Source organism: Pannonibacter sp. CBAS1226, from assembly GCF_055685825.1.
Genome location: NZ_JBVOUO010000001.1, coordinates 317,710 through 335,290, shown reverse-complemented (window position 1 = coordinate 335,290; position 17,581 = coordinate 317,710). Strand labels below are relative to the sequence as shown.

The following is a 17,581-nucleotide window of genomic DNA, read 5'->3' as shown; positions in this document are numbered from 1 at the left end:
ATTGACGTGAATTATATTATATTCGGAGTTATTATGCCGACTTCTATGAGCTTTCAACTGCGACCGGTTTCATACCGAAGGAGGCCATGCTGCTCCTGTAAATGAAGGTAATCTGCAACCTCCTGAGCGCCGTCGTGAAAAACGCTTAATGCAAGCAAGTTTTCAGAATAAAACTCCATCAATATCTTCATATCTTCAACCTCTCGTAAAATAATTTCTCGATTATTCACCCATCCATCCCCGAACCATACTCGAAATGTTACTTGACCGGATCGCTGAATTACCCGTTGCAATACGAAGTTTTCGTCTATCTCAACTTCATCACCCAGAGACACATCATGTACAAAGAACGGAATGCAGCACACCAGACATCGTGTAGGTGTAATCTCTGCCCCCCATAGCTGCTCCCATTCATTCTTCCCATCCTTTGTACCGTGATGGGCTGCAAAGACAAGGTTTGCTCGTTCACGCCAAATAGGCGTTAAATGTACGGCCATGTATCCACCAGCTTTGTATTTCATGTTTTCTCCCCGTGTGTTGGCGAGTACAGATACGGCATTCCACTGACAGCGCAGCGTTTTGAGGCAGGCTCAAGCGGCACGGATTACTGGTTACATTGAAGCCTGTTCTGGTTTGGTTGTCAGCATCTCTCCTTTCGTTTTTCCGGTGACATGCTGGGCTCTTTTCGGACCGTCGATGCGGTCCTTGATGGGTATCCGCCCGCCCATTTTGTGGGCCTGTTCGGGACATCTTGTGTTGTAGACGGCGAGGCAGTCATCGGAAATTGCATCCCCCCAGCCCCCCAAGACCCTCTGTCCGGACAAGCTGTCCTTGGGCCTCCCAAGTTGTCCGGCGTCAAGGGCGAATGCTGCGGGTGGCGAAGTAACAGGTGCAGGAAAGCAAGGTGCCCTGCGCTGGCATCAGACATTGTGACGGCTCGCGCCACAACACCACCCAATCATATTAGTCACATTATTTCAGATAGTTAACCGGAATATCACGCATTCCGCCATCTCGACAAAACCTGATGCAAACCCCGCCTGCCCTTCAATTCCCTCCCGGCTCCGGCAACTGGCACGCTTCTGGCTAAGTACTTCTGCGGGGAGAGGCGGCCTTCGGGGAGGAACCGGGGCTGAGGTCCGGAAAACGGCTTGCAGAAGCCACCGGTCCGCCATGCGAAGGCGCCCTCCAAGGTCCCCCTGTGCAAGGGGCTCTCGGGAGGAGACAGGAATGACCACAACCACCGGCGTCGAGGGCGGGTACTCCGAAGGAGGACTGCTCGACCGGGAACGCATCATTGCAAAACCCGGCTTCAACCGCTGGCTCGTGCCGCCAGCAGCGCTTGCCATCCATCTGTGCATCGGCATGGCCTATGGCTTCAGCGTGTTCTGGCTGCCGCTGTCGCGCGCCATCGGCATCCAGCAATCCGTCACCTGCGAGGGCATGAGCCTCGTCACCGCGCTCTTCACCGCCTCCTGCGACTGGCGCGTGGCGGATCTGGGCTGGATCTACACCCTCTTCTTCGTCTTCCTCGGCTGCTCGGCGGCCATCTGGGGCGGCTGGCTGGAAAAGGCCGGGCCGCGCAAGGCGGGCGTCGTCTCCACCTTCTGCTGGTGCGGCGGCATTGCCGTGGCGGCGGTGGGCGTGATGACCCATCAGCTCTGGCTCATGTGGCTGGGCGCTGGCGTCATCGGCGGCATCGGCCTTGGGCTTGGCTACATTTCGCCCGTCTCCACCCTGATCAAGTGGTTCCCGGACCGGCGCGGCATGGCAACCGGCATGGCCATCATGGGCTTTGGCGGCGGCGCCATGATCGGCGCGCCGCTGGCCGACCGGCTGATGAGCTACTTCGCAACGCCCACCAGCGTCGGCGTGTGGGAGACCTTCCTCGTCATGGCGGCGATCTACTTCGTCTTCATGCTGGGCGGCGCCTTCGGCTACCGTCTGCCGCCGGCCGGCTGGCGTCCGGAGGGCTGGACCCCGCCGCAGTCGAAGGCCACCACCATGATCACCCAGCACCATGTGCACCTGAACAATGCGCACAAGACGCCGCAGTTCTGGATGATCTGGATCGTGCTCTGCATGAACGTCTCTGCCGGCATCGGCGTGATCGGCATGGCCTCGCCCATGCTGCAGGAAATCTTCTCCGGCAAGCTGATCGGCCTGCCCGAACTCACCTTCAACGACCTGTCGGGCGAACAGAAGGCCGCGATTGCAGCCATTGCCGCAGGCTTCACCGGGCTCCTGTCCCTGTTCAACATCGCAGGCCGCTTCTTCTGGGCCTCGCTATCGGACCGGATCGGGCGGAAGAACACCTATTACACCTTCTTCCTGCTCGGCATCGTGCTCTATGCCCTCGCCCCGACGGCGGCGCAGCTTGGCAACCAGCTGCTGTTCGTCGCCATCTTCGCGGTGATCCTGTCCATGTATGGCGGCGGCTTTGCCACCGTGCCGGCCTATCTCGCCGACATCTTCGGCACCCAGTTCGTCGGGGCCATCCATGGCCGCCTGCTGACGGCCTGGGCAACGGCGGGCATCCTCGGCCCCGTGGTGGTGAACTACATCCGTGAAGCGCAGATCAATGCCGGCATCCCCCGGGCACAGGTCTATGACTTCACCATGTACATCCTCTGCGGCATGCTGCTGATCGGCCTCATTGCCAATGCGCTCGTCCGGCCGCTGGACAAGAAATGGTACATGTCCGACGCGGAAGTCGCGGCCCTGCAGGCCAAGGCCCGCACGGCGGATTCCAGCATTACCCATGGCTCCTTCGGCATCGGCAAGGGCGGGCTGGACGCCAAGGCGGCGCTCGCCTGGGCCGTGATGATCATCCCGATCCTCTGGGGCGTCTGGATCACGCTGGAAAAGACTGCCGCCCTCTTCGGCTGAGGCTTTTTCCTGCTAGAACAGGCTGGCCGGGCGCTCTCTGCCCGGCCGGTTCCCGGAAATGGAACTGCAGTGACCCTGCCGGTAGCGGACCCATGATCGACAAGCTGGAAATGTTCATCGCCCTTGCCAACGAGCAGCACTTTGGCCGCGCCGCCGAAGTGATCGGCGTGACGCAGCCAACCCTTTCATCTGCCATGAAGCAGCTGGAAGATCAGCTGGGCGTTCAGCTTATCCATCGTGGTTCCCGGTATCAGGGGCTGACGCCGGAAGGCGAAAAGGCGCTGGAATGGGCGCTGCGCATCGTCGCCGATGCGAGGGCACTGAAGGCGGACATGCGGCAGGCGCGATCGGTCCTGTCGGGCAACCTGCGCATCGGCGTCATCCCCACGGCGCTGCCGATGGTGACGGACCTGTCAGTGCCCTTCACCGAGCGCCACCCCAATGTGCGCGTCTCCATCCTGTCGCGCACCTCCGCCGAAATCCTCGAACAGCTGGAGCGGCTGGAGCTGGATGCCGGCATCACCTATCTCGACCCGCCGCCCGCCCGCCGCCTGACGGTGACGCCGCTCTACCGCGAGACCTACCGGCTGCTGTGCCGCGCCAGTTCGCAGGTTGCGCGCCGGGGCTCGCTGACCTGGGCGGAGGTCGGCACCCTGCCCCTCTGCCTTCTGTCCGGCGACATGCAGAACCGGCGCATCGTGGACCGCTACCTGCAGGAGGCGGGCATCAGTTCCATGCCGATGGTGGAATCCAATTCCATCATCGTGCTCGCCTCGCATGTGATGACCGGGCGCTGGGTTTCCGTGGTGCCGGAAAAGCTGGCCGTGCATTTTCTGGACCGCAAGGACCTTGCCGCCGTGCCCATCACCGCAGACCTGCCGGAAGACACGATGCCGGGGCAGGATGTGGGTCTCGTCATCGCGCACCGCGAGCCGCTGACGCCCATGCTGGCGGCTCTGCTCGATCTTGCCCGCAAGTACAACGCGGCCCTGGGAGAAGGCCGCAACGATAGAAGGTTTCAATCAGCTGACGAATAGCCGGAATTGAAGTGGGAGAAATTCCGCCTAACATGCGGAATTGAGAGGAAAAACACATGACGGCACATCTGTCTGCCGCCACGATTCGCTCCCTGACGCAGGAGATCGTGACGGCTCATTCGGCTCTTGAAGGGCCGCTTTTACCCATTCTCCATGCTGTGCAGGAGGCCTTCGGCTACGTGCCGCAGGACGCCCTGCCCGTGATTGCAGACGGTCTCAACCTGTCGCGCGCGGAAGTTCACGGCGTGATGAGCTTTTACCACGACTTCCGCCCGGAACCTGCGGGCCGCCACGTGCTGAAGGTCTGCAGGGCCGAGGCCTGCCAGTCCATGGGCACCGATGCACTGGCCGAAAAGCTGAAACAAAGGCTCGGTATAGACTGGCACGGCACCACGAAGGACGGTGATGTGACGCTGGAGCCGGTCTACTGCCTCGGCCTTTGCGCCCAGAGCCCGGCAGCCATGCTGGACGGCGAGCTGTTTGCCCGGCTCGATGACGAAGGCATCGACGAAATGCTGGGAGGGATCGGCAAATGAGCGTCACCGTTTTCGTCCCCCGCGATGCTGCTGCGCTGGCTGTTGGCGCGGACAAGGTCGCCACCGCCATTGAACGGGAAGCCGCTGCCCGCAATCTCGATGTGACCATCATCCGCAACGGCTCGCGCGGCATGCTGTGGCTGGAAGTGCTGGTCGAGGTGCGAACAGAAAAGGGCCGCATGGCCTATGGTCCGGTGAAGGCCTCGGATGTGCCGTCCCTGTTCGATGCCGGGTTCCTGACCGGCGGCACCCACCGGCTCGCCCATGGCCTCACCTCGGAAATCCCCTTCCTCAAGGGCCAGACACGCCTCACCTTCGCCCGCTGCGGCGTCACCGATCCGCTGTCGCTGGATGACTACCGCCACTACAAGGGTCTGAAGGGCCTTGAGGCGGCCGTTGCCATGTCGCCAGCCGATATCGTGAAGCAGGTCACTGACAGCGGCCTGCGCGGCCGCGGCGGCGCAGGTTTTCCGACCGGCATCAAGTGGAAGACCGTTGCGGACGCGAAGGCAGACCAGAAATACATCGTCTGCAACGCCGATGAAGGCGACAGCGGCACCTTTGCCGACCGGATGATCATGGAGGGGGATCCCTTCGTGCTTATCGAGGGCATGGCGATTGCCGCCATCGCCGTGGGTGCCACCAAGGGCTATATCTACACCCGCTCCGAATATCCGCATGCCATCGCGGTGATGCAGGAGGCGATCGAAATTGCCCGGCGCGAGGGCATTCTGGGCGCATCGGTGCTGGGCTCGCCGCATGCTTTCGACATGGAAGTGCGCGTCGGCGCAGGCGCTTACGTCTGCGGCGAGGAAACCTCGCTGCTGAACAGCCTCGAAGGCAAGCGCGGCATCGTCCGCGCCAAACCGCCGCTGCCCGCGCTGGAGGGCCTGTTCGGTAAGCCGACGGTCGTCAACAACGTCATGTCGCTCGCCTCCATCCCGGTCATCATGGACCGCGGCGCCCAGTTTTACCGCGACTTCGGCGTCGGCCGCTCCCATGGCACCATCCCGATCCAGCTGGCCGGCAACCTGAAGCACGGCGGCCTTTACGAGACCGCCTTCGGCCTGACGCTGGGCGAACTGGTGAATGAGATCGGCGGCGGTACGATCACCGGCCGCCCGGTGAAGGCGGTGCAGGTGGGCGGCCCGCTTGGCGCCTATTTCCCGCAGGACCTCTTCGACACCATCTTCGACTACGAGGCCTTTGCTGCTGCCGGCGGGCTCATCGGCCATGCGGGCATTGTCGTCTTCGATGACACGGTGGACATGCTGGCGCAGGCGCGCTTTGCCATGGAATTCTGCGCCATCGAATCCTGCGGCAAATGCACCCCCTGCCGCATCGGCGCGGTGCGCGGTGTGGAGACGGTGGACCGGATCGCCCGGGGCGATGCCGCCGCCATTCCGCTGCTCGAAAGCCTGTGCAGCACCATGAAGGCCGGATCGCTCTGCGCCCTGGGCGGCTTCACGCCCTACCCCGTCATGAGCGCCCTGACCCATTTCCCCGCAGATTTTGACAGGATGAAGGAGGCCGCGGAATGAAGGACTCCCGTTTGCTCGACCGTGACTTCGGCACCCCCGCCGCCCGGTCCGAAAAGATGATCACCCTGACCGTCGATGGCTTCGAGGTCAGCGTGCCGGAAGGCACCTCCGTCATGCGTGCCGCATCCGAAGCGGGCATTTCGGTGCCCAAGCTCTGCGCCACCGACATGCTGGATGCCTTTGGCTCCTGCCGCCTCTGCCTTGTCGAGATCGAGGGCCGCGCCGGAACGCCGGCCTCCTGTACCACGCCGGTGGCGCCGGGCATGGTGGTCCACACCCAGACTGGCAAGCTGAAAGATCTGCGCAAGGGGGTGATGGAGCTTTACATCTCCGACCACCCGCTCGACTGCCTGACCTGCGCGGCCAATGGCGACTGCGAGCTGCAGGATATGGCCGGTGCTGTAGGCCTGCGCGATGTGCGCTATGAGGCCGTGGACACCCATTTCCGCGCCCGCAGTGCCGGGGGCGATGTCAATCCGCAGTGGCTGGCCAAGGACGAGAGCAACCCCTATTTCACCTACGATCCGTCCAAATGCATCGTCTGCTCGCGCTGCGTGCGGGCCTGCGAGGAAGTTCAGGGCACCTTCGCGCTGACCATCGAGGGCCGTGGCTTCGACAGCCGCGTCTCGGCGGGCATGATGAGCGACACGTTCCTCTCCTCCGACTGCGTCTCCTGCGGCGCCTGCGTACAGGCCTGCCCGACGGCAACGCTGCAGGAAAAGAGCGTGATCGAGATCGGCACGCCCGAGCGGGCCGTGGTCACCACCTGCGCCTATTGCGGCGTCGGCTGCTCCTTCAAGGCGGAAATGCGCGGCGACGAGCTGGTGCGCATGGTGCCTTACAAGGACGGCAAGGCCAACCGTGGCCACAGCTGCGTCAAGGGCCGCTTTGCCTGGGGCTATGCCCAGCATCAGGACCGCATCCTCAAGCCGATGATCCGCGAGGCGATCAGCGATCCCTGGCGCGAAGTCTCCTGGGATGAGGCGCTGGGCTTCGCCGCTGACCGGATGAAGGCGATCCAGGCCAAGCATGGCCGCCAATCTGTCGGCGTCATCACCTCCTCCCGCTGCACCAATGAGGAAACCTATCTGGTGCAGAAGCTGACGCGCGCCGTGTTCCTCAACAACAACACGGACACCTGCGCCCGCGTCTGCCACTCGCCGACCGGCTATGGCCTCGGCCAGACGTTCGGAACCTCTGCGGGCACGCAGGACTTCGACAGCGTCGAGGACACGGATGTGGTCATCGTCATGGGGGCCAACCCGACGGATGGACACCCGGTCTTCGCCAGCCGCCTGAAGAAGCGCCTGCGCAAAGGTGCAAAGCTGATCGTCATCGATCCGCGCCGCATCGATCTGGTGAAGTCGCCGCATATCAAGGCCGCGCATCACCTGCAGCTGAAGCCCGGCACCAACGTGGCCGTGGTTTCGGCTATCGCCCACACCATCGTCACCGAAGGCCTGTTCGACGAGGCCTTCATCCGCGAGCGCTGCGACTGGGACGAGTTCCAGGACTATGCCGAGTTCATCTCCGATCCGCGCCACAGCCCGGAGGCAACGGCGGCCCTGACCGGCGTTCCGGCGGAAGAACTGCGCGCTGCCGCAAGGCTTTATGCCCGCGGCGGCAACGGGGCGATCTATTACGGCCTCGGCGTCACCGAACACTCGCAGGGCTCCACCACGGTCATCGGCATCGCCAACCTTGCGATGATGACCGGCAACATCGGCCGCAAGGGCGTGGGCGTGAACCCGCTGCGCGGGCAGAACAATGTGCAGGGCTCCTGTGACATGGGCTCCTTCCCGCATGAGCTGCCCGGCTACCGCCATGTGAAGAACGACCACGTGCGCGAGATCTTCGAGAGCCTGTGGGGCGTGGAACTGGACAAGGAACCGGGCCTGCGCATTCCCAACATGCTGGATGCCGCCGTCGATGGCACCTTCAAGGGCCTCTACTGCCAGGGCGAGGACATTCTCCAGTCCGACCCGGACACCAAACACGTGGCCGCCGGCCTTGCCGCCATGGACTGCGTCATCGTGCATGACCTGTTCCTGAACGAGACGGCCAATTACGCCCATGTGTTCCTGCCCGGCTCGACCTTCCTGGAAAAGGACGGCACCTTCACCAATGCCGAGCGCCGCATCAACCGCGTGCGCAAGGTGATGGCCCCGAAGAACGGCTACGCCGACTGGGAGATCACCCAGATGCTGGCCAATGCCATGGGCGCCAACTGGAATTACACCCACCCCTCGCAGATCATGGCGGAAATCTCGCTGACGACGCCGTCCTTCGCAGGCGTCACCTACGAGAAGCTGGAGGAACTTGGCTCGGTGCAGTGGCCCTGCAACGAGAAGGCCCCGGAAGGCACGCCCTTGATGCATATCGACGGCTTCGTGCGCGGCAAGGGCAAGTTCATCCGCACTGAATATGTGGCAACGGACGAGCGCACCGGCCCGCGCTTCCCGCTGCTGCTGACCACGGGCCGCATCCTCAGCCAGTATAACGTGGGTGCCCAGACCCGGCGCACCGCCAACACGGTCTGGCACGCGGAGGATCTCCTGGAGATCCACCCGCATGATGCGGAAAACCGGGGCCTCAAGGATGGCGACTGGGTGCGCCTTGCCAGCCGCTCGGGCGAGACGACCCTGCGCGCCAAGGTGACGGACCGGGTGTCGCCGGGCGTGGTCTACACCACGTTCCACCATCCGGACACGCAGGCCAACGTCATCACCACCGACTTCTCGGACTGGGCCACCAACTGCCCCGAGTACAAGGTGACGGCGGTGCAGATCAGCCCGTCCAACGGCCCCTCCACCTGGCAGGAGGACTACGCCGCGCAGGCTGCCCAGTCCCGCCGCATTCTTCCGGCGGCCGAATGAGCAGGACCAGTGCCAGCATCCCGCGGCTGCGCATTTCGCGCGGCCGCAGCGGCCAGGGGGAGCGCAGGCTGCCGGCGGAAGTGCCGGTGGCCCTGTCCTACAATGGCTCCACCCATGCCGTGATGATGGCAACCCCTGCGGATCTGGAAGACTTCGCCTATGGCTTTTCGCTGAATGAAGGCATCGCCGAACCGGACGAAATCCGCGAGCTTGAGATCGCGGAAACGGAAGACGGCATCGACCTGCGCATCTGGCTGAGCGAAAGCGCAGGCACCCGCCACACTGACCGGCGGCGCACGGTCACCGGGCCGGTGGGTTGCGGGCTCTGCGGGCTCGACAGCCTGAAGGCCGCCCGCCGCCCCCTGCCCCCGGTGCCGGACACCGGCTTTGCCATGAGCGAAGCGGAGGTGCTTGCCGCCGCCGCGAGCCTTACCGCACATCAGCCGCTGCAGGACGAAACCCGCGCTGTTCATGCCGCCGCTTTCTGGCAGCGCGGACAGATCATCGCTGCGCGTGAGGACGTTGGCCGCCACAATGCGCTGGACAAGCTGACCGGCGCGCTGCTGCGGCAGGACGCCGGCCGGAGCCGCGCCGGAGCCTTCATCATCACCTCGCGCATTTCCATCGACATGGTGCAGAAATGCGCGAGTTTCGGCGCGCCCGTGCTCATCGCCGTCTCCGCCCCGACGCTGGCCGCCGTGGACCTCGCGGAAGGCTGCGGCATCACGCTGGTGGGGCTGGTGCGGGCGGACAGTTTCGAGATTTTCACCCATCCCGACCGGATCAAGCTGCAAGAGGACGCCCATGTCGCCTGACAAGCTCGTCTACATGGCCAACCAGATCGCCAAATTCATGGAAACCAAGCCCCACGCCGAAGGTGTCGAGGGCGTTGCGTCCCATATCAACGACTTCTGGGAACCGCGCATGCGCCGCCAGTTCTTCGAAATCATCGACACCGGCGGCGAAGGCCTGCGCCCGCTGGTGCTTGAAGCTTCAGAAAAGATCAGAAGGCCGCAGTAACACCAACTCCCGATGAGCCTGACTGCGGGAGCTGGTCAAGTCCGCGCGGCGCACGAGCAATGTCGAGGCGTGATGCGTCAGCATCGAAAGCCTTGGTATAAGGAAACTGCAGTTCCTGACGAGGCAGGCTGACCGGGAGATCAACTGCCTGATCCCCCTTCCATCGTCATACCGGACGAAGCGAAGCGGAGATCCGGTACCGGTGAATCAAAGACTATCAGTTGGAATTCGTCGAACCGACACGCACCCCGGCTCACCAGTCCCGGCTCGCGCTGCGCTTGGCCGGGATGACGAGAGTGAGGTTACCGGTTGGTCACCAGTTCGCTCCGGTACCACGCCCAGCTAAAGGAGGCTGATGCGCTCCGCCGAAAGACAGCAAGACATCAACCTCCGCCCCTCTCACCTCACCCGTGACGACACATCAATCTCCCGCTGCCATTCGCGCCACATGGCGACCAGCAGGGCCATGAGCACCGGGCCGACGAAAAGGCCGACGATGCCCATGGTCTTCACCCCGCCGATGAGGCCGAAGAAGGTGGGCAGGAACGGCAGTTTCACCGGGCCGCCGACGAGCAGCGGGCGGATCGTCTTGTCGACGATGAAAAGCTCCGTCGTGCCCCAGATGAACAGGGCAACGCCGGCAACCGTGGATCCGCTGGCCACCAGATAGACAGAGACCAGTGAGAAGGCCAAGGGCGCGCCGCCGGGGATGAGGGCCATGAAGCCGGTGATGACGCCAAGCGTCACCGGTGACGGCACCCCGGCGATGGCATAGGCAATGCCGAGAACGATGCCCTCGCCGATAGCGATCAGCGTCATGCCGGTGACGGTGGAACTGATGGTGGCGGGCACGACGCGGGACAGCCGGTCCCAGCGCTCCGGCAGGATACGCTGGCCCACCCGGTCGATCTGCGCAGCGATCTTTTCCCCGTCCCGGTAGAGGATGAAGAGGGCGATCAGCATGAAAACCAGCGTCAGCGCCAGATGAAACGCCATGGTGCCGGCAGTCAGAATGCCCCGGTAGATGGTGCCGATATTGGCGCCGCTGACGAGCTGGATGAGTTCACCGATGGCGCCCGGATGGCCGATATACTTGTCCCACTGGATGGTGAGCCAGGGCCCCACCTGCGGCAGGTTGGCAATCCAACCCGGCACCGCCTCCCCCTGCTGGTTCACCGCGATGGCCCAGCTGATCCAGGACTGGGATTCGCCCACCGCATAGACCATGGCATAGGTGACCGGCGCGACGATGAAGCCGATGATCATCAGCACCATCAGGCTTGCGGCCAGTATGCGCCCGCAAGCAAGGCGCCGCTCGATCAGCCGCAGCAGCGGCCAGCTGGCAAAGGCAATCACGGTCGCCGCCAGCACCGGCACGATGAAGCCGTGGAAGAACCAGATGGAGGCCCCGAGCACGAACAGCAGCAGCCACCGTGCGGCGGCCATGTCTGTAATCAACGGGCGGCGCACACGGACAGTCACATCCTGTGTGACTGGCACGTTTTCCTTCACTGAATGATCCATGACGGAATCGGGTCCGATCTCTTCCTGCTCCGGCGTCCCGGCCGCCCATTGCGGGCCTCGCTGCGGGCCGTTTTCCCCGCCTGCGCAATCTGCCGCCGCCTCGTGCCGGAAACATGGCAAATCGCGGTGCCGATTGCCACCGCCATCACCCGATCGGGCCAAAAAAATCCAGGGAGTGCAAATGACTGGTCAACGTGCCGCAGACAGACCCGCCGCATAGGCCGCTCCAGCCCGTCCTTCCGCTGGGCAGCCTGCCGCCTTTTTGCGCTGAACCAGCCTTTGAATGAGGCGCCGGGGGCTCGCCAGCCTTCAGCTTTCCGGTCTAAGGTGGCGCGAAAGGCCCGCCAGGGGTCTGCCCATCTTTCATAAAACCCACCTTCGAGAGACATCATGTCCGGTTATCATGTGCCCCAGGGCGGCCTTCCGTCCCAGACGACCCTTCACACGGGCCGCGCCCTCTTCACGTCTGCCTATGCCGTCATTCCCAAAGGCGTGTTTTCCGACATCGTGACGTCGTACCTTCCCGGCTGGACGGGCCTGCGCTGCTGGATCATTGCCCGGCCGATGAGCGGATTTTCCGAAACCTTCAGCCAGTATGTGATGGAACTGCAGCCGGGCGGCGGCTCTTCCGCGCCGGAGCCGGACGCGCAGGCGCAGGGCGTGCTGTTCGTCACCGAAGGCACGCTCAGCCTCACCGTCGATGGCACCACCCACATCATGGAGCCGGGCGGCTTTGCCTATCTGCCACCGGAAAGCGGCTGGACACTGACCAACCCCGGCAGCACGGCGGCCCATTTCCACTGGGTGCGCAAGGCCTATGAGGATGCCCCCGGCATTGCCCGGCCCAGGGCTTTCGTCACCAATGAAAAGCTGATCGAGCCAGTCGCCATGCCCGGCACCAATGGCGCCTGGGCGACCACCCGTTTTGTCGATCCGTCAGACCTTTCCCACGACATGCATGTCAATGTGGTCACCTTCCAGCCGGGCGGGCTGATCCCCTTTGAAGAGACCCATGTCATGGAACACGGGCTCTACGTGCTGGAGGGCAAGGCCGTCTACAAGCTCAATCAGGACTGGGTGGAAGTGGAATCGGGCGACTTCATGTGGCTGCGCGCCTTCTGCCCGCAGGCCTGTTATGCGGGCGGGCCCGGCCGTTTCCGCTACCTGCTCTACAAGGACGTGAACCGCCACGCCAAGCTCTCCGGAGTGCTGGGCCGATGACACGGGCCGCGGAAACGGCATCCGGGGCCACCCTGCCCCGGATCGTCACCGAGCCGCTGACGGCAGAGGCCTTCCGTCCCTTCGGCGATGTGCTGGAGGCGGAGGGCGCGCCGGACCGGCTGATCAATCAGGGCCTGTGCGGCCGCTTTCATGACCGGGCGCGGCTTGATTTCGGACCGGACGGGCGGGCGGGGCTTTCCCTCTTCAAGGCCGAACCGCGCACCCTGCCCTACCGGCTGGAGATGCTGGAGCGCCATCCGGACGGCAGCCAGGCCTTTGTGCCGATGAGCCTCACGTCCTTTCTCGTCATCACCGCAGAGGACCAGAATGGCCGCCCCGGCACGCCCCGCGCTTTCCTCACGCAGCCCGGCCAGGCCATCAACCTTTTGCGCGGCACGTGGCACGGGGTGCTGACACCGCTGGAGGCGCCGGGCCTCTTTGCCGTCATCGACCGCATCGGCAGCAGCGCCAATCTGGAAGAGCACTGGCTCGGCACGGCTTTCGAGGTCACGCGCGGCTGAGCAGATACCGTCCGGCCGCCAAATCTGCCCCAAGCGTTTTCCAGTCTTTTCATGTCTTTCCCCGCTGCCTTCTTCCACCGTGGTGAATAAAGCGTCACCACGGTCCGGAGAAGTGTAAGCAATGGAAGCTGATTCCAAACTGCTTTCAGCCGATTCCTGCTTAAGCGGATGTAAATTTTACATCTGGTTAGAGTCTTGTTTGAATTGCATTAAGTTAAAGTTTTAACGGCCCTTTCAGCCCGCCCGGGCAGTATTTCCCTCAAGGACGCAGGCAATCTCCGCAAAGACGGAGCCGCTTCCAGACCAAGGCACACAGAAGCCTCAAAGAGCGCCGGGCCGAAGTCATCAACAGGGACGACGACAAAACACTGCAAGGGCAGGACCTCCGCAAGGCGGGGTTTGAAGACAGGGACCGCAAATGGCACGTTTTGAAATGCATCAGGCCGACATGGCCATCATGGGCGGCACCACCGCCTGCACCACCGCCTGCACTCCGGCCAGCATCCTCTTCCAGATGGGCCTTGATTGCGCCGCCGGCCGCACCGGCACCGCCGATCTCGTCAGCGCCCACAAGTGGTTCAATCTCGCCGCCATGAAAGGCAACACGGAAGCTGCCCGCTACCGGAAGGAAATCTCCGGCGAAATGTCCGCCGCAGACATCGCCACGGCCCAGCGCCTCGCCCGCGAATGGCTGCGCCTGCAGTGACACAGCGCACCGGACAGCGCCCTCCGGCCAAAGCGACCGGCGCACCGGCAAAGCATGATCACTCAGGTTCAAGGTGACGGGCTGACCGCCAGTTCCGCGTCAGCCCGCCCTTTTCCGCCGCTCTTGCCCCCGCAAGACACGAGTTTTCCCCAACCCGCTGAACCGCCTTCCAGAATCCACAGCCCCTTGCGCAAATCACTTGCATTCAGCGCAAGATCCTTTATCAGGGTCTCCACCGGAGAGGTGGCCGAGTGGTCGAAGGCGCTCCCCTGCTAAGGGAGTAGGCGTCAAAAGCGTCTCGTGGGTTCGAATCCCATCCTCTCCGCCACTCCCCTCCCGATTGCCCTCAATAGCGCGATATTGCCGTCAGGCGTTTCCTATTACCGCTCACTCTCCGCAGCCTGATAGAGTTTGAAGAGCGGCGGCACTGGCAGGCTGCCTCATTGTGGAAATGCGCGGGTGCAGCCGGAAGATCTGCTTCGGGCTCCATTGCGGCGGCTGACCTTGATGCATGGTGTTGGTAGCCTGACTTTGGTAGCAGGGATGGTAATCGATATGCGTGTAGCCGAACATCAGGGTATCAGGCTGGCGACGGAAGTCTTTGGCGATCCGAATGATCCGGCAGTGTTGCTGGTCATGGGTGCCACCGCATCCATGCTTGGCTGGCCCGACGAATTTTGCGCCGCGCTGGCCGGGCGCGGACTCTACGTCATCCGTTTCGATCATCGCGACACCGGGCAATCGACGGCATTCCCGCCGGGGGAAGCCACATATGCGGTGGAGGATATGGCTGGCGATGCCGTGGCCGTTCTCGACACCTACGGGATCGACAAGGCGCATCTGGCCGGCATGTCCCTCGGCGGATACATCGCACAGATGCTGGCGGTCACGCAGCCGGAGCGCACGGCCTCGCTGACCCTGATCGCGTCCGAGCCGCTCGGTTGGGATGGCGCGGAGTTGCCGCATATCTCGCAGGCATTTCTGGACCACTTCGGTACGCTTGGTACGCTCGACTGGTCGGATCGCGGGGCTGTGGCGGATTTCCTGGTCGAGAGCGAAAGACTGTGTGCCGGAACCGGGGCGCCCTTCGATGAGGATCGTGAAAGGACGCGCGTCGAGCGAGTGATGTCACGAACCGGGAGCCTGCCAAGCATGTTCAACCACGGTGCGCTTGCCACCCGCGAGGACTGGACCGGTCGTTTTCGGGAGGTCAGTTGCCCCGTTCTGGTCATTCATGGCGCCGAGGATCCGATCCTGCCCATCGAGAACGGGAGAGCTATTGCCGACGGCATACCCGGCGCGTCGCTGACGGTTCTTGCCGGGACCGGCCATGAGATACCCCTTTCACGCATCCCCGATATTGCCGATCAGATCGCGCTTCACGTGCGAGGCCTGCAGGCCTGACGCTTGCGGTGCGCGAGTGACGGTTTCGCCCAACATGGCTGCCGTGGCAAGGCTGGCGCCGAGAACGGCGCTGTAGCAGCCGCACCTGACAGGCGCCTTGCTGAGCCATGCGGACCCGCCTGTTCCGGTTCGTCCGTTTTCCCCTGCCTTTCAAACGGCCCGAGTTTCCCGCCCGCCCAAACGTCGCCCCCGTCATCCGGGAAAACGGCAGGCGTTCGCGGCTCACGTCATTCCAGCTCGATTTTCAAGGAGATCGCTGGCGCCATCACACGCAGAACCGAAACCTGCAGCCTCTCCTTTGCTCTGGATCAACGTCCGGCCAGACAGCATGGGCTATCTTGTTTGAACCAGAGCCGGATCGTCCCGCGCAGAAGCGAAACCTGAACGTCACTGCACAGCGGGAGGGCGGATTGCTCATTGTCCCCGTGGATGGCTTCCTGATGACCGATAGGCCTGTACCAACACCACCGGCATCCCTGGCACCGATGCCGCCATACCCTGCCCCGGCTGCCCATGTTGCTGCCCCTGCCGTTGCCCGTGCCGCTGCCCCTGCCCTGCGGCATGGCGCCGGGACGCCAGAGCACCCGCATCAGAACCTGGACCGGGGCGTGCGGGCCGCATTTGCCCGGCTGAGCGCAGGCGTTTCGCTGCATGCCTTCATCGAGGCCAGCACCGACTGGGCGTTTCACATGAGCGAGTCGCCGGGCCGGCAGCTGGAACTGGCCGAACGTGCCATGCAGAACGCCATGAAGCTCATGACCCTTGCATCCAAGGCGGGTCTTGGCAGCCCGCACCCCTTTGTGCCGAAACCTTACGATCACCGCTTCAGGCATCCCGGATGGCAGGCTCCGCCGTTCCTTCTCTGGCAGCAGGGTTTCCTTGCCATTCAGGACTGGTGGGACCACGCGACGGATCATCTGCGCGGCCTCCGGCCCGAAAATGCCGACCGCACCCGGTTCATGGCGCGTCAGATACTGGACACAATGTCCCCGTCGAATTTTCCGGCCCTGAACCCGGAGATCATCGAGGCCTTTCTGGCCAGCGGAGGGCGCAACCTGACCGATGGCGCCGGGCATTTCCTGCGGGACATGGTGAAGACCCTGACACAAACACATGATCCAGCGCCGGAAGGTTTCCGGATCGGAGAGGATCTGGCCTGCACACCGGGCAAGGTGGTGTTCCGCAATGATCTTTTCGAACTGATCCAGTATGACGCGCAGACGGCAGAAACAATGGCCGAGCCTATCCTGATCGTGCCGGCCTGGATCATGAAATATTACATCCTCGATCTGTCGCCCCACAATTCGATGGTCAACTATCTTGTCCGGCAGGGCTTTACCGTCTTCATCATCTCGTGGTGCAACCCGACCGCAGAACAGGCCGGTCTTTCGCTTGAAGATTACCGGACGGCGGGTGTCATGGCGGCGCTGGATGCCGTGGGCCGGATCGTGCCCGGCAGCAAGATCCATGCAGCCGGCTACTGCCTGGGCGGAACGATGCTGGCCATCGCCGCAGCAACGATGGCCCGCAATGGCGATGACCGGCTGGCAAGCATCACACTGATGGCCGCACAGGTCGACTTCGCCGAGGCAGGCGAGCTGCTGCTTTTCGCGGATGAAAGTCAGGTGGCTTTCCTTGAGGACATGATGTGGGATCAAGGCTATCTCGACCGGCCGCAGATGGCCCGGACCTTTTCCACCATCCGGTCCGAGGACCTGATCTGGTCGAGAGCCGTGCGGCGCTACTTCCTGGGTCAGGAGGAACTGCCCACCGACATGGGCGTCTGGGTGGCCGACACGACAAGGATGCCTGCGAAAATGCACGGGCAGTATCTGCGTGGCCTGTTTCTGGAGAACCGGCTGACGGCCGGGCGCTTTGCTGTCGAGGGCCGGGTGATCGCCCTGAAGGACATTTCCACCCCGATGTTTGCCGTTGCGACAGAGACCGACCACATCGCCCCCTGGAAATCCGTTTACAAGACAAAGCTGTTCACCGATTGCGACCTGGTCTTCGTACTGGCCAGCGGCGGCCACAACAGCGGCATTGTCAACGAGCCCAGTGACCGCCGCAGTCACTACCGCCTGACCCACCGCCCGGCCGGGGGCCTTTACACCGGGCCTGACGACTGGATCGCCGATGCCTCCCCTGAGGATGGCTCATGGTGGCCGGCATGGAAGGACTGGCTGCGGGAAAAGAGCAGCGGTTCACGGCAGGCGCCTGCCACCGGCGCACCGGCACATGGCCTGCCGCCGCTTGACCCGGCACCGGGCCGGTATGTCTTGCAGACATGACAGTGCCCGCAGAAG

At 63.4% G+C, this 17,581-nt stretch carries 14 protein-coding genes and 1 tRNA gene; 13 read left to right on the top strand and 2 right to left on the bottom strand.

Annotated features, from left to right (window positions below; translation table 11 throughout):
• Positions 1-53: 53 nt before the first annotated feature.
• Positions 54-521: a DUF4265 domain-containing protein gene (locus AC0CMF_RS01565; protein ID WP_472480847.1), complete on the bottom strand. Its 468-nt coding sequence runs from the start codon at positions 519-521 to the stop codon at positions 54-56.
• Positions 522-1,230: 709 nt separating this feature from the next.
• On the opposite strand from AC0CMF_RS01565, the gene AC0CMF_RS01560 reads away from it, so the two are divergent.
• The 7 genes from AC0CMF_RS01560 (at position 1,231) to AC0CMF_RS01530 (ending at position 9,899) form a co-directional block, all read left to right on the top strand.
• Positions 1,231-2,889: an OFA family MFS transporter gene (locus AC0CMF_RS01560; protein WP_374630290.1), complete on the top strand. Its 1,659-nt coding sequence runs from the start codon at positions 1,231-1,233 to the stop codon at positions 2,887-2,889.
• 92 nt (positions 2,890-2,981) lie between these two features.
• Complete coding sequence (locus tag AC0CMF_RS01555; RefSeq protein WP_123194454.1) at positions 2,982-3,926, top strand: LysR family transcriptional regulator; 945 nt, start codon at positions 2,982-2,984, stop codon at positions 3,924-3,926.
• A gap of 56 nt (positions 3,927-3,982) precedes the next feature.
• The gene (locus tag AC0CMF_RS01550) at positions 3,983-4,462 is read left to right on the top strand and encodes a formate dehydrogenase subunit gamma (RefSeq protein WP_058899668.1); all 480 of its coding nucleotides are present in this window, start codon (positions 3,983-3,985) and stop codon (positions 4,460-4,462) included.
• Positions 4,459-6,003, top strand: a complete 1,545-nt coding sequence (locus AC0CMF_RS01545) for a formate dehydrogenase beta subunit (protein WP_374630291.1) — start codon at positions 4,459-4,461, stop codon at positions 6,001-6,003. Before AC0CMF_RS01550 ends, AC0CMF_RS01545 begins: the two co-directional genes overlap by 4 nt.
• Positions 6,000-8,879, top strand: a complete 2,880-nt coding sequence (gene fdhF, locus AC0CMF_RS01540; RefSeq protein ID WP_374630292.1) for a formate dehydrogenase subunit alpha — start codon at positions 6,000-6,002, stop codon at positions 8,877-8,879. Before AC0CMF_RS01545 ends, fdhF begins: the two co-directional genes overlap by 4 nt.
• A complete protein-coding gene (gene fdhD / locus AC0CMF_RS01535) occupies positions 8,876-9,694 on the top strand; it encodes a formate dehydrogenase accessory sulfurtransferase FdhD (protein WP_374630293.1) in 819 nt (272 codons plus the stop codon). Before fdhF ends, fdhD begins: the two co-directional genes overlap by 4 nt.
• Entirely contained in the window at positions 9,684-9,899 is a 216-nt protein-coding gene (locus AC0CMF_RS01530; RefSeq protein ID WP_374630294.1) for a formate dehydrogenase subunit delta, read from the top strand. The genes fdhD and AC0CMF_RS01530 overlap by 11 nt, the downstream gene beginning before the upstream one ends.
• A 399-nt stretch (positions 9,900-10,298) precedes the next feature.
• Here the strand turns inward: AC0CMF_RS01530 and AC0CMF_RS01525 are convergent, their stop codons facing one another.
• Positions 10,299-11,423 carry an AI-2E family transporter gene (locus AC0CMF_RS01525; protein WP_050473155.1) on the bottom strand — a complete coding sequence of 375 codons (1,125 nt, stop codon included), beginning with the start codon at positions 11,421-11,423 and terminating at the stop codon, positions 10,299-10,301.
• A gap of 390 nt (positions 11,424-11,813) precedes the next feature.
• On the opposite strand from AC0CMF_RS01525, the gene AC0CMF_RS01520 reads away from it, so the two are divergent.
• From AC0CMF_RS01520 to AC0CMF_RS01495, 6 genes are all read left to right on the top strand, one after another.
• Positions 11,814-12,644: a bifunctional allantoicase/(S)-ureidoglycine aminohydrolase gene (locus AC0CMF_RS01520; RefSeq protein ID WP_374630295.1), complete on the top strand. Its 831-nt coding sequence runs from the start codon at positions 11,814-11,816 to the stop codon at positions 12,642-12,644.
• Entirely contained in the window at positions 12,641-13,165 is a 525-nt protein-coding gene (locus AC0CMF_RS01515; RefSeq protein WP_374630296.1) for an ureidoglycolate lyase, read from the top strand. Before AC0CMF_RS01520 ends, AC0CMF_RS01515 begins: the two co-directional genes overlap by 4 nt.
• Before the next feature lie 418 nt (positions 13,166-13,583).
• Positions 13,584-13,871: a hypothetical protein gene (locus AC0CMF_RS01510; RefSeq protein ID WP_374630297.1), complete on the top strand. Its 288-nt coding sequence runs from the start codon at positions 13,584-13,586 to the stop codon at positions 13,869-13,871.
• Positions 13,872-14,108: 237 nt separating this feature from the next.
• Positions 14,109-14,199, top strand: a tRNA-Ser gene (locus tag AC0CMF_RS01505).
• A gap of 227 nt (positions 14,200-14,426) precedes the next feature.
• Entirely contained in the window at positions 14,427-15,275 is an 849-nt protein-coding gene (locus tag AC0CMF_RS01500; protein WP_374630298.1) for an alpha/beta fold hydrolase, read from the top strand.
• A gap of 485 nt (positions 15,276-15,760) precedes the next feature.
• Positions 15,761-17,566, top strand: coding sequence for a PHA/PHB synthase family protein (locus AC0CMF_RS01495; RefSeq protein ID WP_374630320.1), 1,806 nt, complete (start codon positions 15,761-15,763; stop codon positions 17,564-17,566).
• Positions 17,567-17,581 lie beyond the last annotated feature (15 nt).